Below are 22,302 nucleotides of genomic sequence, written 5' to 3' on the forward strand. Positions count from 1 at the left end.
CGCGTCTCGCGGAGTGGAACAGCGCGGCATAGCGGCGATCGACCCGCTAAACCGCAACGTGAGCTCACCGACCGAGCGGCTGCATCGCTACGAGAAGATCACGCCGCTCACCCCACCCACTCCGTCACCCCGGACTCGTTCCGGGGTCCACTCCGCGGCGAGGGGATGGCTGGAGGCTCTATCGTCCCCCCGCGGCCCGGTGGACCCCGGAACAAGTCCGGGGTGACGGGGGATTTGCGGTGCCTGTCCCGCGTCTCGCGGAGTGAGATAGGGCGGCGGAGCGGCGATCGATCTGCCAAACCGCAATGTGATCTCACCGACCGATCGGCTGCCTCGCTGCGAGAAGGCCACTCCGCTCACCCCACCCACGCCGTCACCCTGGACTGGTTCCCGGGTCCTCTCTTCGGCTAGGGCGGCGGCAGGGGCTTGAGCGATCTCCGTGCGGCCGGAACCAGTCCGGGGTGACGGGCACTTAGACGCTCCGCCGCCGCCTCACTCCAGGGGGCCACGACATACAAAACAGGGACACACCATGGCGAAACCACAGCGTGACCTCACCACCGGCCCGATCGGCCGCACGCTGTTGCTCTTCGCCCTTCCGACCCTCGGCTCCAGCGTGCTGCAGTCGGTCAATGGATCGATCAACGCGATCTGGATCGGTCGCCTGCTCGGCGAGCGCGCGCTGGCGGCGACGACCAACGCCAGCCTCGTCATGTTCCTCCTGATCTCCGCGGTGTTCGGCTTCGGCATGGCCGCGACGATCCTGATCGGCCAGGCGATGGGCCGGCGCGATATCGATGGCGTGCGGCGCGTGTTCGGCACCGCGGCCGGCCTGTTCGGATTGCTCTCCGTCGTCGTCGTGGTGGCCGGCTGGTTCGCGACGCCCGCGATCCTTACCGCGTTGCGCACCCCCGCCGACGCCTATGACCTCGCGCTCGATTATCTGCGCGTCATTTTCGTCTCGATGCCGACCAGCTTCCTCTCGGTCCTGCTGTCGATGGCGTTGCGCGGGGCGGGGGATTCGGTGACGCCGCTCAAGTTCATGGCGCTGGGGTCATTGCTCGACGTCACGCTCAACCCCGTGCTGATCCGCGGCCTCGGCGGCGCGCCCGAACTCGGCATCGCCGGGTCGGCGCTGGCGACCTGCATCGCGAACACCGTCTCTTTCCTCGCGCTGCTCGCCTATGTCTACCGGCAGGACCTCGTCGTCCGGCTGCGCGGGGCCGAATGGCGCTATCTGATCCCCGATCCCGCGCTGCTGCGGCCGATCGTAGCCAAGGGCGTGCCGATGGGGCTCCAGATGCTGGTCGTCACGGCCTCGGCGCTGGCGATGATCGGCCTGATCAACAGTTACGGCACCACCACCACTGCGGCCTATGGCGCGGCGAACCAGCTGTGGACCTATATCCAGATGCCGGCGATGGCGGTGGGTGCGGCGGTCAGCGCGATGGCGGCGCAGAATATCGGGGCAGGGCGGTGGGACCGGGTGGCGCGGGTGACGCGCGCGGGCGTGCTGATCAACCTCGCGATGACCGCCGCGCTGATCGGTGCGGTGGCGCTTGCCGATCGGACCGCGCTCGGCCTGTTCCTCGGCAGCGACGCGACATCGATCGACCTTGCCGCGCATATCAACATCGTCGGATCGGTCAGTTTCCTGTTCTTCGGCGTGTCGATGGTGCTCGCCTCGACCGTGCGCGCGAACGGCGCCGTCGTTGGGCCGCTGGTGATCCTGGCGGTTGCGCTGTTCCCGGTGCGGCTGGGCATCGCCTATGCCCTGCAACCGATGCTCCACGCCGATGCGATCTGGTGGAGCTTCCCCGCCGGCACGCTCGCGTCGATGGCGATGACGATCGCTTATTACCGCTATGGCAACTGGCGGAAGGGCCGCCTGATGCCCGCCGCGCATTGCGAGGAACAGGCGAAGGCAGAGGTCGAACCCGCCGCCCGGCAGATGCCGCTGGGCTGACGGGTTCGCCCGCGATGCCGCTTAGCCGCCGGCCTTCGCGGGTACGCCGGTCACGTCCGCGGTGCCGTCGTCGCCGATCGTGATCAGCCATGCGCCGCCATCGGTGCAGCGCACCGCCCACACCGGCTTGCCGTTGTTATCCTTCTGGCGCAGCGTGTCCGCGATGCCCTGGCACGATTGCTTGGCGTCATCGATCGCGCGGTACAGCACGCCGTTCAGCTGGCGCGGCGGCAGTGCCAGCACTTTGGCGATATAGCCGCTGCTCTGCGACGTGGCGGTGGTGTTCGCCGCGACGGCCTCGTTCGATCCGCCCTGCGTCCCGCACCCTGCCAGCGCCATGCCCAAAACCAAGACCGGCCATCCACGCATCATGATCGTCCCTCGCTTGTCCGCCGCGTTCGTAGCGCGGTCGACCGTTAAACGCGATCGATACGCATCCGTTCCGGACTTATCGTCGCGGTTGAAGCGTATCGCCGACGGCGGCACACGCACAGGATGAACTGGCAGATATCGGTCGAGCGCCACGGCGCAGAGGAACAGCCCGTCGTCGTGATCGACGGCTTTGCCGATGCCGCGCGGTTTCGCGACGACGCCGCCTTCCTGTCGTTCGCGCCGATCGGCCCGCATTATCCCGGCATCCGCGCGGTGGTGGCGCCGCCGATGCTGCGCGATCCCCTCGCGCGTCTCGCGCCCATCGCTGCGGAGGTGTTCGGGGCCGGGGCGTTGGAGGTTGTCGACGCCTTCTATTCGATCGTCACCACGCCGCCATCGGCGCTCACCCCGATCCAGCGCCTGCCGCATTTCGACGAGGTCTCGCCGCGCCGCCTCGCATTGCTCCATTATCTCTCGCCCGACGAATCGAGCGGCACCGCTTTCTATCGCCATCGCAGCACCGGCTTCGAATCGATCGATGCCACGCGCTTGCCCGCCTATCGCACCGCGCTCGACGCCGATCTGGCGGCCCATGGCCTGCCGGACGCCGCCTATATCGCGGGCGACACGCCGGTGTTCGAGCGCATCGCGCTGCACCAGGGGCGCTTCAACCGCGCGATCCTCTATCGCTCCAACACGCTGCATTGTGCGCATCTGCCCGACACGCTGTCGTTCGATCCGGACCCTGAAACGGGCCGGCTGACGGTCAATAGCTTCCTGGAATTGCGCGACTAATCCGCTGTTGCGGAAAAGACACGGCGGCTGCGAGGCGCAATGCATGCATCCGTGAATACGTATGTGGCCAACTTGGCACCTAATCCTCTCGCGTTCACAAGCCCGCAACACAGTCAGCCGATCGTCCGCGATGGTAGCGGGCGGGGGCATGGCATTCGTCAGGGGGAGGATTTTCGTGTCCCACATCGATTCCAGTTTTTCGCGTCGTGCGCTGATCGCGCTGCGCTCCAGCACCGTTGCGATCGGCAGCGTGCTGCTCGTCACCGGCGGCGCCGCCTTCGCGCAGGAAGCGCCCAATCCGCAGTCGCCGACCGCCAACCCGCCCGCCGCGGCGACGGTGCAGGCGCCGGCCCCCGCCGCCGACCCCACGCCGAACCAGGCCGCCGCCGCCCAGCAGACCGCCGCCAACGCCGCGGCCGATGACGGCGACATCGTCGTCACCGGCATCCGCGCCAGCCTTGCCAATTCGGCGAAGATCAAGCGCGATTCGACGCTGATCGTCGACAGCGTCTCGGCCGAAGACGTCGGCAAGCTGCCCGACGTGTCGATCGCCGACAGCCTTGCCCGCCTGCCCGGCGTCACCGCCCAGCGCCTCGAAGGCCGCGACCAGCGCCTGTCGATCCGCGGCCTCGGCCCCGACTTCTCCACGACGCTGCTCAACGGCCGCGAACAGGTGACCGTCGGCGACAACCGCGGCGTCGAATACGATCAGTATCCGTCGGAATTCTTCCGCAACGTCAACGTCTACAAGTCGGCGAACGCCACGCTGATCGCCGCGGGCATCTCGGGCACCGTCGACCTGCGCATGCTGCGCCCGCTCGATCAGTCGCAGCGCGTCTTCGCGATCAATGCGCGCGGCCAGATGAACGGCATCGACAATCTGAACCCGGATTCGTCGCGCTACGGCTATCGCGCCTCGGCAACCTACATCGACAAGTTCGCCGACAACACGCTCGGCATCGCGATCGGCGTGTCGGCGACGCAGACGCCCTCGCAGGACGAACGCTACAACGCCTGGGGCTATTCGGGCAGCGGCACCGCCGCCGATCCCTATGTGCTGGGTGGCGCCAAGCCCTATGTCCAGTCGAACGAATTGCGCCGCTATGGCGCGGTCGCGACGATCGAATGGGCCCCGTCGGAGAATTTCCACTCGACCTTCGACGCGCTCTATTCGCACTTCACCGAAGAACAGCGCCTGCGCGGCATCGAATTCCCGCTCGGCTTCTCGGATCCCGTCAAGAGCGGCATCACGACGAACAACGGCTTCGCCACCGCGACGACGTTCAGCAACGTCTTCGCCGTGCAGCGCAACGACTATAACAAGCGCACTGCAGAGAATCTGTCGCTCGGCTGGAACAACGATTTCAAGATCGCCGACAACCTGCACTTCAACGTCGATGCCAGCTGGAGCCGCGCGGACCGCACCGACTTCCTGCTCGAAACTAACACCGGCACCGGCTTTGCGAAGAGCGGCGTCGCCGATCGCGTAACCGTGACGCAGAACGCCAATGGCACTTACAAGATCGTGCCGACGCTGGATTACACCAACACCAGCATCTTCAAGCTGACCGACCCGCAGGGCTGGGGCAACAACGGCACGCAGCCGGTCGTCCAGTCGGGCTTCCTCAACCAGCCGAAGTTCCGCGACGACCTGAAGTCGCTGCGCGCCGCGCTGAAGGGCGATATCGACGGCAGCATCATTAAGAGCTGGGAAGTCGGCGGCAACTACAGCCGTCGTGAAAAGACCAGCGCCTACACCTCCTACTTCCTCTGCCCGACCGGCGGCGGCACCAACTGCACCGTCGCCAGCGGTACCCCGCTGACCGCACCGCTGCCCACCGCCGCGCTGCTCGGCACCAATATCCCGCTGACCTATCTCGGCATCCCTGCGATGCTGACCTGGGACCCGCTGTACGTCTACAACAACGCGCTCAACAAGGCGTTCGACGGTCGTCCGTCGGCGCTGGTCCGCGACAATGTCGTGACCGAAAACGTCTGGACCGGCTACGCCCAGGCGAACATCGACGGCGAACTTGGCGGCAAGTCGGTGAAGGGCGCGCTCGGCGTGCAGGTCATCCGCAGCGAGCAGCGCGGCACCGGCCAGATCGCCAGCGTCAACAACGGCATCGTGACGATCGCGCCGGCCGACCAGAAGTCGACCTACACCAACGTCCTGCCCTCGGCGACCTTCTCGGTCGAGCTGATCGACAGCGGCTACGTCAAGCTGGGTGCGTCGCAGACGATGATCCGTCCGCGTCTCGACCAGGAGCGCGTGACCCAGGATGTGTCGATCAACCTTGCCAACATCCAGGCGAACAACACCAATCCGGCGCTGAATCCGGTGTTCACGTCGAACGGCGGTAACGTCGCGCTGCGGCCGTACCAGTCGACCAACATCGACATCTCGCTGGAAAAGTATTTCGACGGCGGCGGCTATGTCGCTCTGTCGGGCTACTTCAAGCACCTCACCGACTTCGTCGATCCGAACAATGCCTATGCGTATGACTTCTCGGGCCTGCTCGGCGGCCTGACGGCGGCGCAGCAGCAGATCATAACGCGCAACAACCTGCAGATCGGCAATGTGTCAGCCCCGGCCAACACCGGCCGCGGCGAAGTGCTGGGTGTCGAAGCCACGCTGTCGCTGCCGTTCAAGACGCTGACCAGCGCGCTCGACGGCTTCGGCATGTTCGTGACCGGCAACTACACCGACTCGCGGATCGTCTATCGCAACAATCCGACGCCGATCACGCTGCCAGGCCTGTCGGACGTGGTCGCCAGCGGCACGTTGTACTTCGAAAAGTATGGCTTCCAGGCGCGCGTCAACTATCGCTACCGGTCGGACTTCCTCGCCGAAGTCGCGGGCCTTTCGGCCTCGCCGACCTACCGCACGGCAAAGTCGGAAGGCATCCTCGACGCGCAGATCGGCTACGAATTCCAGGAGGGTTTCCTCAAGGGCTTCTCGATCCTCGCCCAGGCGAAGAATCTGACCGACCGTCCGTTCATCACCTATCAGAACAACGACGTCCGTCAGGTGATCGACTATCAGCGCTACGGCCGCGATTATTACATCGGCATCACGTACAAGTTCTGATCCTGGCGGCCCTTCCGATCCCGGTGCCCAAGCCGTCATTCCAGCGAAGGCTGGGATCTCACGGCGAAGGCACGGGACGGGAGCCGCACAAGGCCCCAGTCTCCGCTGGCGCGTCGGCTTCGGATCAGACCTTACCGTTTCCTTCCCCGGAAACCTTCGGGCTGTCGTCATGTGACGGCAGCCCGTTTTCTTGATAGGCCAGCAGCATGGCGGACACTCCTCTCACCACGCCCATGACCACGATCGTCATCGCCGGTGGCGGCACCGCGGGTTGGATGGCCGCGGCGGCCTTCGGCGGCCTGCTCGAAAGCGGCTACCGCATACGGCTGGTCGAGTCCGAAGAGATCGGCACGGTCGGCGTCGGCGAGGCGACCATCCCGCAGATCCGCCTGTTCAACCAGGCGCTGGGGCTGGATGAGGACGCCTTTCTCCGCGCCACCGGCGGCACGTTCAAGCTCGGCATCGCCTTCGACGGCTGGCGCGAGCCCGGCCACAGCTACATGCATGCATTCGGCGACGTCGGCCGCGACGTCGGGCTGATCGCCTTCCAGCATTACTGGCTGCGCGCGCGCCAACTCGGCCTTGCCAAGCCATTGGACGCCTATGCGCTCAACGAGGTCGCCGCGCGCGCCGGCCGCATGCACCGCGGCGGGCCGATCACCGCGCAGACGCTGCCGACGATGCCCTACGCCTTCCACTTCGACGCGGGGCTGTACGCCGCCTACCTGCGCCGCTTCGCGGTCAACCGCGGGGTCGAGCGCACCGAAGGCACGATCGACCGCGTCGAACGGAACGGCGGCACCGGCGATATCGCGGCGCTGGTCCTCGCTTCGGGCGAACGCGTCGCGGGCGACCTGTTCCTCGACTGCACCGGCTTTCGCGGCCTGTTGATCGAGGGCGCTCTCGAAACGGGCTACGATGACTGGACGCACTGGCTGCCCTGCGACCGCGCCGTCGCGGTGCCCAGCGCCAACGTCGGCGCGCCGCTCCCCTACACGCGGGCGATCGCGCGTGAGGCGGGGTGGCAGTGGCGGATCCCGCTTCAGCACCGGACGGGCAACGGTTATGTCTATTGCAGCCGCCATCTGTCCGACGATGCCGCCGCCGCGGCGCTGCTGGCGAATATTGAGGGCGAGGCACAGGCAGAGCCCCGCCACCTGCGCTTCGTCACCGGCCGCCGCAAGCGCGCGTGGAACCGCAACGTCGTCGCGCTGGGCTTGGCGAGCGGCTTCCTCGAACCGCTCGAATCGACCAGCATCCACATGATCCAGTCGGCCATCGCCCGGCTGGTGAAGCTGCTCCCTGCCTTGCCCATCGCCGACGCGCTGCGCGACGAATACAACCGCCAGACCGATTTCGAGATCGAGCGCATCCGCGACTTCCTGATCCTCCATTATTGGGCGAACGGCCGTTCGGAGCCGTTCTGGAAGGAACGCCGCGAGGCCGACCTACCCGACACGCTCCGCGCCAAGATCGGGCTCTGGCAACAGGCCGGCACGATCACGCGTGAGCACGAGGAACTCTTCACCGAAGACGGCTGGCTGCAGGTGCTGGCGGGGCAGGGGGTACAGGCAGCCGCCTATCACCCGCTCGCCGACCAGATCGGCGTCGAGGACTTGGGCGAATATATGGAAACGCTCGAACTGCTCTACCGCCGCGAAGCGCAGGCCATGCCCTCCCACGCCGACCTCATCGCCCGCCACTGCGCCGTCCGGGCCTGAACCTCCCCGTCATCCCATTCCGCCCCGTCATCCCGGCCTTGAGCCGGGATCCCGCTTCTTCTTCTGCGCTGGCTGGGAGTAGCGGGACCCCGGATCAAGTCCGGGGTGACGAATGTTGGGTGTCGTCATCCCCGGTGTAGGATCGATACGGCGGCCAAGTTCTGTGCAGACGCACCACATTGCGCCTCCCGTCATCCCGGCCTTGAGCCGGGATCCCGCTTCTTCTTCTGCACCGGCCGGAAATAGCGGGACCCCGGATCAAGTCCGGGGTGACAAACATTGGATGTCGCCGCGCCCCGTATAGAATCGTTTCGTCCAAGGCGTTCGTGTTGCCTCTTTTCAGGCCGACGCCCGCACGATCAACCGCGGCTGCAACAGCGCCGTATCGGTTGGCTGGTCCGCGATCCGGCGCAGCAGCGTGTCGACCAGCACCTCGCCCGCCTTGCGATAATCCTGCGCGATCGTGGTAAGCGGCGGCTGCGTCGTCGCCGCGGCGGGAATGTCGTCGAAGCCGATGATCGCCACATCCTCGGGCACCCGCCGTCCGGCCTCGGTCAGTGCGCGCACCGCGCCCAGCGCGATCAGGTCGGATGCGGCGAACAGCGCGTCGAACGGCAGGTCGCGCGCCAGCAGTCGCTTCGTCGCGTCATAGCCCGATTGCTCGACCGACAGCGCATCGGCGTGCAGGCCCGGATCGACCGGCAGCCCCGCCGCGCGCAGCGCCGCGCACAGCCCGCGATACCGGTCGCGGAACTCGGGATAATGATCGTCGGCATCACCGATGAAACCGATCCGCGTGGCGCCGCGCGCGATCAGATGCTCGCCCGCCATCCGCCCGCCGGCGATATTGTCGCAGCCGATCGTCACCCCGATCGGATGCGCGTCGACCGATCCCCAGCGCACGAAATGCGTGCCCTGCGCCACCAGCGCCTCCAGCCGCGCCTTGTACAGTTCGTAATCGCCATAGCCGAGCAGGATGATCCCGTCCGCCTTGCGACTGTCCTCGTAATCGGTGTGCCAGTCGGCGGAGAGCTGCTGGAACGAGGTGAGCAGGTCATACCCCCGCGCCGCGCAGGTGCGCAGGATCGACCCCAGCATGGAGAGGAAGAAGGGGTTGATGAAGCTGCCGTCGTCCAGCGGGTCTTCGAAGAAGAGCAGGGCCAGCGTCATACTCTGCCCCCGCCGCAGCGACGATGCGTTCTTGTCGACCTTGTAGTTCAGCTGCCGCGCGATCGCCTCGATCCGCATCCGCGTCGCGCTGCTGACCGTGCGGTCGCCACGCAGCGCGCGGCTGACCGTCGGCTGCGATACGCCGGCGAGCGCGGCGATGTCGAACGAGGTCGGCGGCTTGTCGCCCGCGCCCGTTCCCCGTCCTCTGCTCTTCACGGCCATGCGGGACTGTAGCCAAAGCCGGGCGGTAGGGATAGCGGCGTTGAATACGTATGCCCTATGCTTGGCTTGGGGGCGCAGGGTCCGCACAAGGCGGGCCGGACGCGGCCGGCGACGGATCGGCTGCGCGTGACTTGGGGGATGCATGCTGAAGCTGGCCACACGAACCGCGACCGCGCTCGCCCTGCTGCTCGCCGCCTCCGCCGCGCCCGCCCAGACGGCGGCCACCGATTACCGCGCGCGCCTGCCGCAGGACGAGGTGATCTACTTCCTGCTTCCCGACCGGTTCGAAAACGCCGATCCCAGCAACGATCGCGGCGGCCTGAAGGGCGACCGCACCGTCACCGGCTTCGATCCCACCGCCAAGGGCTTCTACCACGGCGGCGACCTCAAGGGGCTGACCAAGCGCCTCGATTACATCCAGTCGCTCGGCGCGACGGCCCTGTGGGTCGGCCCGATCTTCAAGAACAAGCCGGTGCAGGGCGCCCCCGGCCAGCAGTCCGCCGGCTATCACGGCTATTGGATCACCGACTTCATACAGGTCGATCCACACCTCGGCACCAATCAGGATTTCGCCGACCTCGTCGCCGCCGCGCACGGCCGCGGGATGAAGGTCTATATGGACATCATCATCAACCACACCGCCGACGTGATCCAGTATCGCGAATGCGTCGGCCAGCGCGAATGCCCCTATCGCAGTCGCGCCGACTATCCTTATCAGCGCCGTGGCGGCGTGACCGGCAAGGCGATCAACCCCGGCTTCGCCAGTGACCAGGACCGCAGCGCCGCGAACTTCGCGAAGCTCACCGACCCGACCTACGCCTACACGCCCTTCGTGCCGGCGAAGGAAAAGGACGTGAAGGTCCCCGCCTGGCTGAACGACGTGACGCTCTACCATAATCGCGGCGATACGACCTATCGCAACGAAAGCTCGACGATGGGCGACTTCGTCGGCCTCGACGACCTGATGACCGAAAACCCGCGCGTCCTCAGCGGCATGATCGACATCTTCGGCGGCTGGATCGACCGCTACGGCATCGACGGCTTCCGCATCGATACCGCCCGCCACGTCAATCCCGAATTCTGGGCGGCCTTCGTCCCCGCCATGGAAGCGCGCGCCAAGGCGAAGGGCATCCCCAACTTCCACATCTTTGGCGAAGTCTCCGACCATGAGGTGCGCCCCGCCGTGCTCGCCCAGCACACGGTGGTCGACAAGCTGCCCGCCGTGCTCGACTTTGCGTTCCGCCAGGCGGTGGTCGAAACGGTCGCCGGCACCCGCGGCACCGACGCATTCGAGGCCTTGTTCGACGGCGATGCGCTTTACGCCAAGGGTTATGACACCGCGATCCAGCTGCCGACCTTCACCGGCAACCACGATGATGGGCGCTTCTCCACCTTCGTGCGCAAGGCCTTCCCGAACGCGAGCGATGCGGAGGTGCTGCAACGCGTGATGCTGTCGAACGCGATGCTGCTGTCGTTGCGCGGCGTGCCGACCATCTATTCGGGCGACGAACAGGGCTTCGTTAGCGACGGCAACGACCAGGACGCGCGCGAGGATATGTTCGCGAGCAAGGTCGCCAGCTATAACGACAACCGCCTGCTCGGCACCAGCAAGACGACTGCGACGGAGAGCTTCGGCCAGGACAATCCGCTGTTCCGCCAGACCGCGATGCTCGCCAAGCTGCGCACCGCCACCCCCGCGCTGACCCGCGGCCGCCAGTTGCTCCGCGCCCGTGAGGATACGCCCGGCCTCCTCGCCATCTCGCGTTTCGACCCGACGAACGGGGCAGAGGTGCTGCTGGCCTTCAACACGTCCACCACGCCGTTGACCCGTCAGGTCGAGATCGGCGTCGGCGCCACCGGCGCAAAGACGCTCGCCGGCACCGGATGCGGCGCGGTCGCCGCGCCCGGCAGCCTCACTGTCACGCTGCCGCCGCTCGGCTATGCGATCTGCGCGCTGACCCCAGCACGATGAGCCACATGCAACCTCCCCAGGACCGCCCCCAAGACCGTGCCTGGTGGCACGGCGCCACCATCTATCAGATCTATCCGCGCAGCTTCGCCGATTCGAACGGCGACGGCATCGGCGACCTGCCCGGCATCACCGCGCACCTCGACCATGTCGCGAGCCTGGGTGTCGAGGCGATTTGGCTGTCGCCCTTCTTCCGGTCGCCGATGGCCGATTTCGGCTATGACGTGTCCGATTATTGCGACGTCGACCCGATCTTCGGCACGCTTGCCGACTTTGACGCGCTCGTCGCCCGCGCGCACGCGCTCGGCGTGAAGGTCATCATCGATCAGGTCTGGGCGCACACCAGTGACCGGCACCCCTGGTTCGAGGAAAGCCGGGCCAGCCGCGACAACCCCCGCGCCGATTGGTACGTCTGGCACGATCCCAAGCCCGACGGCTCGCCGCCCAATAACTGGCAGTCGGTGTTCGGCGGCCCGGCGTGGACATGGGACGCCCGCCGCCGCCAATATTACATGCACAACTTCCTGAAAGAGCAGCCGCAGGTCAACGGCCACCATCCGGCGGTGCAGCAGGCGTTCCTCGACGTCGCACGTTTCTGGCTGGAGCGGGGCATCGACGGGTTCCGCATCGACGCGATCAACTTCATGATGTTCGATCCCGGCTTCCGCGACAATCCGCCCGCGCCGCTGGACGATGGCATCCCGCGCACGCGCCCGTTCGATTACCAGCTCCACACCTACAACCAGAGCCACGAGGCGATTCCCGGCTTCCTCGAACGCATCCGCGCGTTGTTCGACAGCTATGACGCGCGCTTCACCGTGGCCGAGGTCGGCGGGGCGGACAGCGACCGCGAGATGAAGCTGTTCACCGCGGAAGGACGTCGCCTGCACAGCGCCTATGGCTTCGACTTCCTCTATGCCCCCGGCCTGACGCCCGTCGTGGTCGCCGAGGCGGTGGAGAAATGGCCCGAGCAGGACGGCGTCGGCTGGCCGAGCTGGGCGTTCGAGAACCACGACGCCCCCCGCGCCATCTCGCGCTGGGTCGCGCCGGAGCAGGCGCGGGCCTTCGCCCGGATGAAGATGCTGCTGCTGGCAAGCTTACGCGGCAATATCTTCCTCTATTATGGCGAGGAACTGGGTCTGACCCAGGTCGATGTGCCGTTCGAGGATCTGCAAGACCCGGAAGCCATCGCCAACTGGCCGCGCACGTTGTCGCGCGACGGTGCGCGGACGCCGATGCCGTGGCAGGCTGAAGCTCCCAACCTGGGGTTCTCTACGGCCAGGCCGTGGCTGCCGATCGGTGACGATCATGGCGCGCTTGCCGTGGACCGCCAGGAGCGGGACCCGCATGCGCTGCTCCACTGGACGCGCGACGTGCTCGCCCTGCGCAAGGCGCATCCGGCGCTGCTGACCGGCGACATCCGCATCGTCGCGGCGGACGACGCCATGCTCGCGATCGAACGGCGCGGCGCGAACGAGACGATGCTGTGCGTCTTCAACCTGTCGCCCGAGCCGCAGCGCTGGGCGCCGGAGCAGCCCGACCAGTGGCAGACCGTCGCCGAGACCGCGACGCAGGGCTGGCATTTCGACGGATATGGCGCATTGATCGCCAAAAGAACGGGAGAGGCATGATGAGGCATTTCACGATCGGCGCCGCGATGGCGTTGGTGCTGGCGGCGGGCGCTGCCGTCGCCCAGACGGATCCCAATGCGGTCGCGCAAATCCCCACCGCCAGCTTCAAGCCCGTCGCCACCGCCACCTCGCCCGACGGCAGCATCGCGCTCACCATCGCCTTCGATAACGATGGCCGCCCCACCTATGCGGTCAGCCGCAAGGGCAAGGCGATCCTCAACCCCAGCCGGCTCGGCATCATGTTCACCGACGCGCCCAAGATCGAGCGCAACGTCGAACTGATCGGCCAGTCCAAGGCGAGCGGCGATAGCAGCTGGACGCAGCCGTTCGGTGAATGGCGGACGATCCGCGACCGGCACAACGAACTCACCCTCCGCTTCCGCGAGAAGACGGGCTTGAAGCGCGAGATGGACGTCACCTTCCGCCTGTTCGATGACGGCTTGGGCTTCCGCTACAGTTTCCCCGACCAGCCGAACCTGCATAACGCCAATATCTCGGACGAGCTGACCGAATTCGCCTTCGCCCAGAACGGCACCGCCTGGTGGAAGCCGGCCTATCTGTGGAACCGGGAGGAATATCTCTACAACAAGACGCCGCTCGACGCGGTCGGCACCGCGCAGACGGTGATGACGGTGAAGCTCGCCGACGGCACGCATGCCGCGCTGCACGAGGCGGCGCTGGTCGACTATGCCGCGATGAACCTCGCGCGCAGCGAGGGAAATACCTTCAAGGCCTCGCTCACGCCCGGCGCCGGTGCGCCCAAGGTGACGCGCGCGGCGCCCTTCGCCTCGCCGTGGCGGACGATCATCCTGTCGGACGATGCGCCCGGTCTCTACATGAGCCACCTCGAGCTGAACCTCAACGAGCCGAACAAGCTCGGCGACGTCAGCTGGCTGAAGCCCGCCAAGTTCGTCGGCGTGTGGTGGAAGATGATCAAGGGCGAATGGACCTGGGCGACCGGGCCGCAGCACGGCGCGACCACCGCCAACGTCAAAAAGTATATCGACTTCGCCGCCGCCAACAAAATCCCGGGCGTGCTGGTCGAGGGCTGGAACGTCGGCTGGGACGGCGACTGGTTCGGCAACGGCAACGACATGCAATTCGACCAGCCGACGCCCGATTTCGACGCCGCGGAACTGACCCGCTACGCCAAGGCGAAGGGCGTCCACCTCGTCGGCCATAACGAGACGGGCGGCTCGGCCAGCCATTACGACGCGCAGCTCGACCGCGCCTTCGCCTATGCCCGCGACCACGGCATTCCGGTCGTGAAGACCGGCTACGTCACCGACGCCGCGCAGATCGAACGCGTCGACGCCGACGGGACGAAGAAGCGCGAATGGCATGAGGGCCAGTGGATGGTGAACCACTATCTGCGCGTCGTACAGACCGCCGCCAAGTACAAGGTTGGGATCGACAGTCACGAACCCGTCAAGGACACCGGCCTGCGCCGCACCTACCCCAATTGGCTCGCCCGCGAGGGCGGTCGCGGCATGGAATATAACGCCTGGCCTGGCAAGAACCCGCCCAATCACGAAGCCAATATGTTCTTCACCCAGTGGCTCGGCGGCCCGATGGACTTCACGCCCGGCATGCTGAGCCTGGAAGGGCAGGGCGGCAGCGCGTTGATGTCGACCGCGGCGAAGCAGCTGGCGCTCTACGTCGTCATCTATTCGCCGGTGCAGATGGCGGCGGATACGCCCGAAAACTACGCCAAGCACATGGATGCCTTCCAGTTCATCCGCGACGTGCCGGTCGACTGGTCGGACACGCGCGTGCTGAACGGTGAGGTGGGCGATTACGTCACCGTGGCGCGCAAGGATCGCGCGAGCGACGACTGGTATCTCGGCAGCATCACCAACGACAGCGGCCGGACGCTGAACGTCGCCCTCGACTTCCTCGATCCGGGCCGCAGCTATACCGCCGAAATCTACCGCGACGGCACGGGCGCGGACTATCGCACCGACGCCCGCCACGCGATCGCGATCGAAAAGCGCCAGGTGAAGAAGGGCGACACGATGACGCTCGCTTTGGCGCCCGGCGGCGGTCAGGCAATCCGCTTCGTCGCAAGCGGCAAGGCCCGCCGGAAGTAAGTGAACGCGCGGCTGCCTGTCCATAACCGTCACCCCGGACTTGTTCCGGGGTCCACTCGTCCGCGGGGGGAACGCCTGAGCCTCTTGCCCGTCCCCCCGTTGCACAGTGGACCCCAGAACAAGTCCGGGGTGACGGAGAAGATGGGGCAGGCGACGGCGCTTCACCGATGACCCCACCGCCTTCCTCCATCGCCATCCTCGGCGGCGGCACCGCCGGCTGGATGGCCGCCTGCCTGATGGCCAAGGCATGGCCGCAGGCGCGCATCACCGTCATCGAATCCCCCGACATCGGCATCGTCGGCGTCGGCGAAGGGTCGACCCCGCAGCTCAAGGCGCTGTTCGACGCGCTTGGGCTTGCCGAGGCCGACTGGATGCCGGCCGCCGACGCGACCTACAAGGCGGGCATCGCCTTCCATGGCTGGTCCGACGATACGCCCGCTTATTTCCACCCCTTCGCCGGCCAGATCGACCTCCACACGCAAGGCGCCTTCTTCGCCAGCACCCGCGCACGCCGTCATGGCGCCGACGTCCCCGCGCATCCGGACCGCTTCTTTCTGAACGCGAGGCTGGCGGAGGCGGGCCGCGCCCCGATCGCGCCCGCACACTTCCCGTTCCGCATCGGCTATGGCTATCATTTCGACGCGCACAAGGTCGGGCATGTCCTGCGCGATGCAGCGGTGGCGCGCGGCGTCGTCCATCTGCCGCGCCGCGTGCATGACGTCGTGGTCGATACGGCCGGTCAGGTCGTCGCACTGACGCTGGACGAAGGAGATGCCCTCCACGCCGAGCTGTTCGTCGACGCCAGCGGTTTCGCCAGCGCCATCGCACAACAGGCGCTCGGTGTGCCGTTCCGCTCCTTCGCAAACACTCTGTTCGCCGACCGTGCCGTGGTGATGCCCACCCCGCGGCAGGCCGCGCTGCCGGTCCAGACCAAGGCGACCGCGCTGTCCGCCGGCTGGGCCTGGGGCATTCCGCTGACCAGCCGCACCGGCAACGGCTACGTCTACGCCTCGCGCTACCTGTCGTCCGACGCAGCCGAGACGGAGCTGCGCCGTCACCTCGGCCTGCTCGATGCCGACGTCGCCGCCCGCCACCTCAGCATGAAGGTTGGCCGCGTCGAGACGAGCTGGACCGCCAACTGCCTCGCGATCGGCCTTGCCCAAGGCTTCATCGAACCGCTCGAAGCGACGGCGCTCCATATCGTACAGGCCACGATCGAGGGCTTCATCGGCGCCTATCAGGCCGGCAGCCGCGACGCCTTCAACGCCGCGATCGCGCGCCGTTACGACGGCATCCGCGACTATATCGTCGCCCATTACCGCCTCAACCGCCGCAGCGGCCCCTTCTGGCGCGACGTCGCCGCCAACGACGATCTGTCCGACGACCTGAAGGCGATCATGACCGCGTGGTTCACCGGCGGCGACGTCGCCGCGGTGGTCGAGGGACGGGGCCTTGCCGGTTATTACGCGCCCATGTCGTGGGAGGTTCTCCTCGCCGGTTACGGCACCTTTCCCGATGCGACGCGGCTGCGCACGGCTCCCCCCGTCGCCGATCTCGCCGCAATCGATACCTTGCTGAGCGGATGCCTGCTCAACTTCCCAGATCATCAGGCCGCGCTAGACGGCCACCGGAGGATGCCATGACCCCCACTGCCACTCGCCCGCGCCAAAGCTGGGCGGGTCTCTGGAATATCTCGTTCGGCTTCTTCGGCATCCAGATCGGCTTCGCGCTGCAGAACGCCAATATGAGCCGTATCTTCCAGTCGCTCGGCACCAGCCTCGACGATCTGCCCGCGCTCTGGGTCGCGGCGCCGCTGACCGGCCTGTTGGTGCAGCCCGTGATCGGCCACCTCAGCGACCGGACATGGCTCGGCCGATTGGGACGGCGGCGGCCCTATTTTCTCGCCGGCGCGATCCTGGCGGCGATCGCGCTGCTGCTGATGCCGGAAAGCCCGGGGCTGCTGATGGCGGCGATGCTGCTGTGGCTGCTCGACGCCTCGCTCAACGTTTCCATGGAGCCGTTCCGTGCCTTCGTTGGCGATATGCTCGACAAGGATCAGCATGCCGCAGGCTATGCCGTGCAGACCGCCTTCATCGGCGCGGGCGCGGTGTTCGGGTCGATCTTTCCCTGGCTGCTCGAACATCTCGGCGTGTCCAACCAGGCGGCGGGCGGCGGCATTCCCGATACCGTACGCTATGCCTTCTGGTTCGGCGGCGCGGCGCTGTTCCTCGCCGTGCTGTGGACCGTGCTGACGACGCGCGAATATGCGCCCGAGGAAATGGCGGCGTTCGACGGGGCTGCGACGGAGGACCATGGCCACACGCTCCGTATCCTCGCCGCGCGCCAGTACGGCACCAGCATCGCCTGGATCGTTGCGGGTGCGATCGTGGTCGTCGCCGTCGCCGCGATGCGGCTGGAGAAGGAGGTGTACCTGCTCGGCGCGTTGCTGGCAGGCTATGGTCTCGCCAGCATCGTCGCGATTGCTCGGGCGCGGGCAGGGCATGTGGCGGGCATGCTCGGCCATATCGTTGGCGATTTCGGCGGGATGCCGCTGCTGATGAAGCGACTGGCGGTCGCGCAATTCTTCAGCTGGTCGGCGCTGTTCATCATGTGGATCAACACGACGCCGATCGTCGCGGGGGCCTTCTACGGCGCACCCGATGCGAAAAGCCCGCTGTATCAGGAGGGCGCGAACTGGGTCGACGTGCTGTTCGCGACCTATAACGGCATCGCCGCGGTCGCCGCGCTGACGCTGCTGCCGGTGCTGGCCAGGCGGATCGGGCAGGCGAAGACGCACATCATCGGGCTGCTGTGCGGCGCGGCGGGCTTTGCCAGCTTCTTCGTCATCACCGATCCCAAATGGCTGCTCGCCAGCGAGATCGGCATCGGCATCGCCTGGGCGTCGATCCTCGCCATGCCGTACGCGATCCTCGCGTCCAGCCTGCCGCAGCGCAAGCTCGGTATCTACATGGGGCTATTCAATGTCTTCGTCGTCGTGCCGCAGCTGCTGGTCGCGACGGTGATGGGATCGATCACCAAGCACTTCTTCCCGACCGCACCGATCTGGACGCTGGCGTTCGCGGCCGGAGCGCTGCTGCTCGCCGCGATAGCGATGACGCGGGTGGAGGCGGCGCGCGTCCCCGGCTAGAGCGGCGTGCGACGCAAGCGGGGACGAGACAATGCCGACGACATTGGTGACGGGCGTGGCGGGGTTCATCGGCATGAGCACCGCCGATGCGCTGATGGCGCGCGGCACGCGGGTGATCGGCGTGGATTCGATCAACGATTACTACGACCCCGCCCTCAAGCACGCGCGCCTCGCCCGCCTGACCGAACGCTATGGCGACCTGTTCACTTTCCTCCACGTCGACTTCGCCGATGCCATTGCGCTGAAGTCCGCGCTGGAGCCGCACGATTTCGATCGCATCGTCCATCTGGGCGCTCAGCCTGGCGTGCGCTATTCGATCGAGCATCCCGAGGCCTATGGCCAGTCGAACCTCGTCGGCCACCTCAACCTGCTCGAGGTCGCGCGGCACCGCGGCGTCGCGCACATGGTCTATGCTTCGTCGTCGTCGGTCTATGGCGGCAATACCTCCGTACCGTTCCGCGTCGAGGATCGCGTCGACCGGCCCGTCTCGCTCTATGCCGCCACCAAGCGCGCGAACGAGGTGATGAGCGAAAGCTACGCGCACCTGTATCGCCTGCCGCTCACCGGCCTGCGCTTCTTCACCGTCTATGGCCCATGGGGCCGGCCGGACATGATGATGTGGATCTTCACCCGTGCGATGTTCGCGGGCGAGCCGATCCCGGTGTTCAACGACGGCCAGATGGAGCGCGACTTCACCTTCATCGCCGACATCGTCGCCGGCGTGATCGCGGCGCACGACAATCCGCCGCCCGACGACGGGTCGGAGAAAGCCGGCGGCAGCGTTGCGCCGCATCGTCTCTACAATATCGGCAACAACCGGTCGGAACCGTTGGGCCGCGTGATCGAGGTGCTGGAACGGGCGACGGGCCGCCAGGCGATCCGCCGAAACCTGCCGATGCAGCCGGGCGACGTCGTCCGCACCGCGGCGGATATCGACGCGATTGCCGGCGACCTCGGCTACCGGCCGACGACGTCGATCGATGTCGGCGTGCCGGCGTTCGTCGACTGGTATCGCGCCTACCACCGTCTGTAGGCGGCGCCTCCCAGCCGACGCCTCAGCCGGCCGCCTTCGCCTCCGCGCGATAGCGGTGGAGCAGCGGTTCGGTGTACCCGTTCGGCAGCTCGACGCCCTCGAACACCAGCGCCCGCGCCGCCTGCCAGGCGAGGCTGTCCGGATGCCCGCTCATCGGCCGGTAGAGGGGATCGTCGGCATTCTGCGCGTCGACCTTCGCCGCCATGCGCGTGAAGGCGGCATCGACCTCGGCCGGCGTCGCGACGCCATGCAGCAGCCAGTTCGCCATATGCTGCGAGGAGATACGCAGCGTCGCGCGATCCTCCATCAGGCCGATGTCGTGGATGTCGGGCACCTTCGAACAGCCGATGCCCTGATCGATCCAGCGCACGACATAGCCCAATATGCCCTGCGCATTGTTGTCGAGTTCAGCGCGCACCTCGTCGGGCGTCCAGTTCCGTCCCGCCTCGGCAACCGGGATCGTCAGCAGGTCACGGAGCGGCGCGACCGGCTCGGCGGCGCGCTCGCGTTGGCGGGCGAAGACGTCGACGCGGTGATAGTGCGTCGCGTGTAGCGTCGCCGCGGTAGGCGAGGGGACCCAGGCGGTATTAGCCCCGGTCTGCGGATGGCCGATCTTTTGATCGAGCATGTCCGCCATCCGGTCCGGCGCGGCCCACATGCCCTTGCCGATCTGCGCCTTGCCCGACAGGCCGCAGGCGAGCCCGATCTGCACGTTGCGGTTTTCATAGGCCGCGATCCAGCGGCTCGCCTTCATCTCGCCCTTCGGGATCATCGGTCCGGCGTGCATCGATGTGTGCATCTCGTCGCCGGTACGGTCGAGGAAGCCGGTGTTGATGAAGACCAGCCGGTGGCGGACGGCGTAGATGCACGCGGCCAGGTTCGCGCTGGTCCGCCGTTCCTCGTCCATCAGCCCGACCTTGATCGTGTGGCGATCGAGGCCCAGCAGGTCCTCGACAGCGTCGAACAGCGCGTTGGTCAAGGCCGCTTCGTCCGGCCCGTGCATCTTGGGCTTGACGATGTAGATCGATCCGGCGCGGCTGTTGCGGCTCGGCCCCCGCACGTCATGCAGCCCGATCAGGCTGGTGACGATCGCATCGAGGATGCCTTCGGGCGCCTCGCCGCCGTCAGGCAGGCGCACGGCCGGCGTCGTCATCAGATGGCCGACGTTGCGGACGAACAGCAGGCTGCGGCCGGGCAGGGTGATCGTGCCGCCGTCGGGCGCGCTATAGGTGCGATCCTCGGCCAGCGTCCGGCTCACCGTCCGCCCGCCCTTGTCGAAGCTCGCTGTCAGGTCGCCCCGCATCAGCCCCAGCCAATTGGCATAGCCAGCGACCTTGTCCTCGGCATCGACCGCCGCGACCGAATCCTCAAGGTCGCAGATCGTCGTCAAAGCGGATTCGAGGACGACGTCGGCGATACCCGCGGGGTCGTCGCGACCGATCGGGTGGCCGCGGTCGACGACCACCTCGATATGCAGGCCGTTGTGCCGGAAGAGCAACGTGTCGCCGGCGTTGCCCACCCATTGCCCAGGATCGGCGAGCGCGGGCGTGCCGCCGGTCCAATCCGCCCAGCGGCCGTCGGCCAGCGGCACCGCCTCGTCCAGAAACGCCTTCGCCCAGGCGATGACCTTGCTCCCGCGCGCCGCGTCATAGCCGCCGGACGCAGCCTCACCGGGTAGTGCATCGGTGCCGTACAGCGCATCGTACAGGCTGCCCCAGCGCGCATTCGCCGCATTCAGCAGGAAGCGGGCGTTGAGGATCGGGACGACCAGCTGCGGCCCCGCCCGCTCGGCGATTTCCGGATCGACATTGGCGGGGTCGACCGCAAAGGGGCCCGGTTCGGGCAGCAGATAGCCGATCTCGCGCAGGAACGCCTCATAGGCGGCGGGCTCGAACGCATGGTCGCGATGCCACGCGTCGATCGCTGCCTGCATCCGGTCGCGCGTCGCCAGCAGCGCGCGGTTCTGTGGCGTGAACCGGTCGAAGATCGCCGCCACCCCCGACCAAAACGCGTCAGGCGTAACACCGGTGCCCGGCAATGCCTCGCGCTCGAGAAAGTCGGCAAGTTCGGGGGCGATGCCAAGGCCGGCGCGCGCGATCATGGGGTCATCCTTCGCTATGGTCTTGCCGGCGATCCTAGACCGATCGCTATCCGTTCGGTAGCAGCAAAGATATTGAAGCAGTTTATCGTAAGAGGAACGAATGGCCTTCGATCCCGATTATGCGCTGTTCGTCGCCGTGGCCGAAGCGGGCAGCCTCAGCGCTGCCGCACGGGCGTTGCGCCTGTCGCCCGCGATGGTGTCCAAGCGGCTGCAACGGCTCGAGCAGCGCCTCGGCGTTACTTTGGTCCACCGCACCACCCGACGTCTGGCGCTGACGACGGCAGGCGAGCGGTTCCGCGCCGATCTCGGTGACATTCTCGGCGCGCTGGATGCGGCGGAAGCGCGGGTGACCGGTGCCCGCACCGCGCCGGCGGGACCGCTTCACGTGTCGGCGCCGACCTCATTCGGGCGGCTTCACGTTGCGCCGCACCTCGGCCGGTTCGTGGCGGCCTGCCCGGCGGTCGAGCTGCGCTTCGATCTCGACGACGGCTTCGTTGACCTGTTCGGGGCGCGGGTCGATTGCGCGATCCGTATCGCGGCAGACGTGCCTGAGACCGTCGTAGCGCACCGGCTCGCCACCAGCCGCCGCATCCTCTGCGCGGCGCCGTCCTATCTCGTCGACATCGGCACGCCTGAACAGGTGGACAACCTGTCCGCGCATCGCCTGCTGGCGGCCGATGGGCAGATGCCGTGGCGTCTCGTGTCCGACGGACGCACGACGCTCGTCACCGAACCCAGCTACGTCCGCACCAATTCCAGCGAAATGGTGCGCGAACTCGCGTTGGGCGGCGTCGGTATCGCATTGCGCTCGTTATGGGATGTTGGCGATGACCTCGCCTCGGGCCGACTCGTGCGCGTGTTGCCCGAATGGGAGGGGTCGGCCGACGTCGGCATCTACGCCGTTCACCTGCGCAGCCCCGCGGTCCCGGCCGCCGTCACCGCCTTCATCGATTTCCTGCGCGACACGATCGATCCCGCCGCCTGGGCCTGACG

Annotated in this window: 14 protein-coding genes; 11 read left to right on the plus strand and 3 right to left on the minus strand. The window is 67.1% G+C overall.

From position 1 onward, the window contains the following. Positions 1–532 precede the first annotated feature (532 nt). Positions 533–1,966 (plus strand): MATE family efflux transporter, encoded by a 1,434-nt coding sequence (locus SPHME3_RS0111795; RefSeq protein ID WP_017978958.1) that lies wholly within the window; start codon positions 533–535, stop codon positions 1,964–1,966. A 21-nt stretch (positions 1,967–1,987) separates the two neighbouring features. Here the strand turns inward: SPHME3_RS0111795 and SPHME3_RS20460 are convergent, their stop codons facing one another. Continuing rightward, positions 1,988–2,338, minus strand: coding sequence for a putative periplasmic lipoprotein (locus tag SPHME3_RS20460; RefSeq protein WP_063113152.1), 351 nt, complete (start codon positions 2,336–2,338; stop codon positions 1,988–1,990). Positions 2,339–2,461: 123 nt separating this feature from the next. Here SPHME3_RS20460 and SPHME3_RS0111805 point away from each other — a divergent pair, with 123 nt between their 5' ends. The 3 genes from SPHME3_RS0111805 (at position 2,462) to SPHME3_RS0111815 (ending at position 7,945) form a co-directional block, all read left to right on the plus strand. Further along, the gene (locus tag SPHME3_RS0111805) at positions 2,462–3,133 is read left to right on the plus strand and encodes a DUF6445 family protein (protein WP_017978956.1); all 672 of its coding nucleotides are present in this window, start codon (positions 2,462–2,464) and stop codon (positions 3,131–3,133) included. A 175-nt stretch (positions 3,134–3,308) separates the two neighbouring features. Continuing rightward, a complete protein-coding gene (locus SPHME3_RS0111810) occupies positions 3,309–6,224 on the plus strand; it encodes a TonB-dependent receptor (protein WP_017978955.1) in 2,916 nt (971 codons plus the stop codon). Positions 6,225–6,457: 233 nt separating this feature from the next. Then, positions 6,458–7,945, plus strand: coding sequence for a tryptophan halogenase family protein (locus SPHME3_RS0111815; protein WP_017978954.1), 1,488 nt, complete (start codon positions 6,458–6,460; stop codon positions 7,943–7,945). A gap of 339 nt (positions 7,946–8,284) precedes the next feature. Here the strand turns inward: SPHME3_RS0111815 and SPHME3_RS0111820 are convergent, their stop codons facing one another. Continuing rightward, positions 8,285–9,337, minus strand: coding sequence for a LacI family DNA-binding transcriptional regulator (locus SPHME3_RS0111820; protein ID WP_017978953.1), 1,053 nt, complete (start codon positions 9,335–9,337; stop codon positions 8,285–8,287). A gap of 142 nt (positions 9,338–9,479) precedes the next feature. On the opposite strand from SPHME3_RS0111820, the gene SPHME3_RS0111825 reads away from it, so the two are divergent. From SPHME3_RS0111825 to SPHME3_RS0111850, 6 genes are all read left to right on the plus strand, one after another. Then, on the plus strand, positions 9,480–11,309 hold the full coding sequence (locus SPHME3_RS0111825) for an alpha-amylase family glycosyl hydrolase (protein ID WP_017978952.1): 1,830 nt from the start codon (positions 9,480–9,482) through the stop codon (positions 11,307–11,309). Between the two features lie 5 nt (positions 11,310–11,314). Further along, the gene (locus SPHME3_RS0111830; RefSeq protein WP_018250736.1) at positions 11,315–12,937 is read left to right on the plus strand and encodes an alpha-glucosidase; all 1,623 of its coding nucleotides are present in this window, start codon (positions 11,315–11,317) and stop codon (positions 12,935–12,937) included. Then, positions 12,934–15,027 (plus strand): glycoside hydrolase family 97 protein, encoded by a 2,094-nt coding sequence (locus SPHME3_RS0111835; protein ID WP_018250737.1) that lies wholly within the window; start codon positions 12,934–12,936, stop codon positions 15,025–15,027. Before SPHME3_RS0111830 ends, SPHME3_RS0111835 begins: the two co-directional genes overlap by 4 nt. Before the next feature lie 167 nt (positions 15,028–15,194). Next, entirely contained in the window at positions 15,195–16,670 is a 1,476-nt protein-coding gene (locus SPHME3_RS0111840; RefSeq protein WP_017978949.1) for a tryptophan halogenase family protein, read from the plus strand. Next, complete coding sequence (locus SPHME3_RS0111845) at positions 16,667–18,175, plus strand: MFS transporter (protein ID WP_017978948.1); 1,509 nt, start codon at positions 16,667–16,669, stop codon at positions 18,173–18,175. Before SPHME3_RS0111840 ends, SPHME3_RS0111845 begins: the two co-directional genes overlap by 4 nt. A 31-nt stretch (positions 18,176–18,206) precedes the next feature. Then, the gene (locus tag SPHME3_RS0111850) at positions 18,207–19,208 is read left to right on the plus strand and encodes an NAD-dependent epimerase/dehydratase family protein (protein ID WP_018250738.1); all 1,002 of its coding nucleotides are present in this window, start codon (positions 18,207–18,209) and stop codon (positions 19,206–19,208) included. A gap of 22 nt (positions 19,209–19,230) precedes the next feature. Here the strand turns inward: SPHME3_RS0111850 and SPHME3_RS0111855 are convergent, their stop codons facing one another. Continuing rightward, on the minus strand, positions 19,231–21,309 hold the full coding sequence (locus tag SPHME3_RS0111855) for a malate synthase G (protein ID WP_017978946.1): 2,079 nt from the start codon (positions 21,307–21,309) through the stop codon (positions 19,231–19,233). Positions 21,310–21,409: 100 nt separating this feature from the next. Here SPHME3_RS0111855 and SPHME3_RS0111860 point away from each other — a divergent pair, with 100 nt between their 5' ends. Next, positions 21,410–22,300, plus strand: coding sequence for a LysR family transcriptional regulator (locus tag SPHME3_RS0111860; RefSeq protein ID WP_017978945.1), 891 nt, complete (start codon positions 21,410–21,412; stop codon positions 22,298–22,300). Positions 22,301–22,302 lie beyond the last annotated feature (2 nt).

It is taken from the genome of Sphingomonas melonis DAPP-PG 224, assembly GCF_000379045.1.
GTDB lineage: Bacteria > Pseudomonadota > Alphaproteobacteria > Sphingomonadales > Sphingomonadaceae > Sphingomonas > Sphingomonas aquatilis.

Coding starts and splice junctions, on each gene's coding strand:
- SPHME3_RS0111830 (WP_018250736.1), top strand. CDS start 11,315: ATGCAACCTCCCCAGGACCGCCCCCAAGACCGTGCCTGGTGGCACGGC.
- SPHME3_RS0111825 (WP_017978952.1), top strand. CDS start 9,480: ATGCTGAAGCTGGCCACACGAACCGCGACCGCGCTCGCCCTGCTGCTC.
- SPHME3_RS0111815 (WP_017978954.1), top strand. CDS start 6,458: ATGACCACGATCGTCATCGCCGGTGGCGGCACCGCGGGTTGGATGGCC.
- SPHME3_RS0111835 (WP_018250737.1), top strand. CDS start 12,934: ATGATGAGGCATTTCACGATCGGCGCCGCGATGGCGTTGGTGCTGGCG.
- SPHME3_RS0111805 (WP_017978956.1), top strand. CDS start 2,462: ATGAACTGGCAGATATCGGTCGAGCGCCACGGCGCAGAGGAACAGCCC.
- SPHME3_RS0111850 (WP_018250738.1), top strand. CDS start 18,207: ATGCCGACGACATTGGTGACGGGCGTGGCGGGGTTCATCGGCATGAGC.
- SPHME3_RS20460 (WP_063113152.1), bottom strand. CDS start 2,338: ATGATGCGTGGATGGCCGGTCTTGGTTTTGGGCATGGCGCTGGCAGGG.
- SPHME3_RS0111860 (WP_017978945.1), top strand. CDS start 21,410: ATGGCCTTCGATCCCGATTATGCGCTGTTCGTCGCCGTGGCCGAAGCG.
- SPHME3_RS0111795 (WP_017978958.1), top strand. CDS start 533: ATGGCGAAACCACAGCGTGACCTCACCACCGGCCCGATCGGCCGCACG.
- SPHME3_RS0111845 (WP_017978948.1), top strand. CDS start 16,667: ATGACCCCCACTGCCACTCGCCCGCGCCAAAGCTGGGCGGGTCTCTGG.
- SPHME3_RS0111855 (WP_017978946.1), bottom strand. CDS start 21,309: ATGATCGCGCGCGCCGGCCTTGGCATCGCCCCCGAACTTGCCGACTTT.
- SPHME3_RS0111840 (WP_017978949.1), top strand. CDS start 15,195: ATGACCCCACCGCCTTCCTCCATCGCCATCCTCGGCGGCGGCACCGCC.
- SPHME3_RS0111820 (WP_017978953.1), bottom strand. CDS start 9,337: ATGGCCGTGAAGAGCAGAGGACGGGGAACGGGCGCGGGCGACAAGCCG.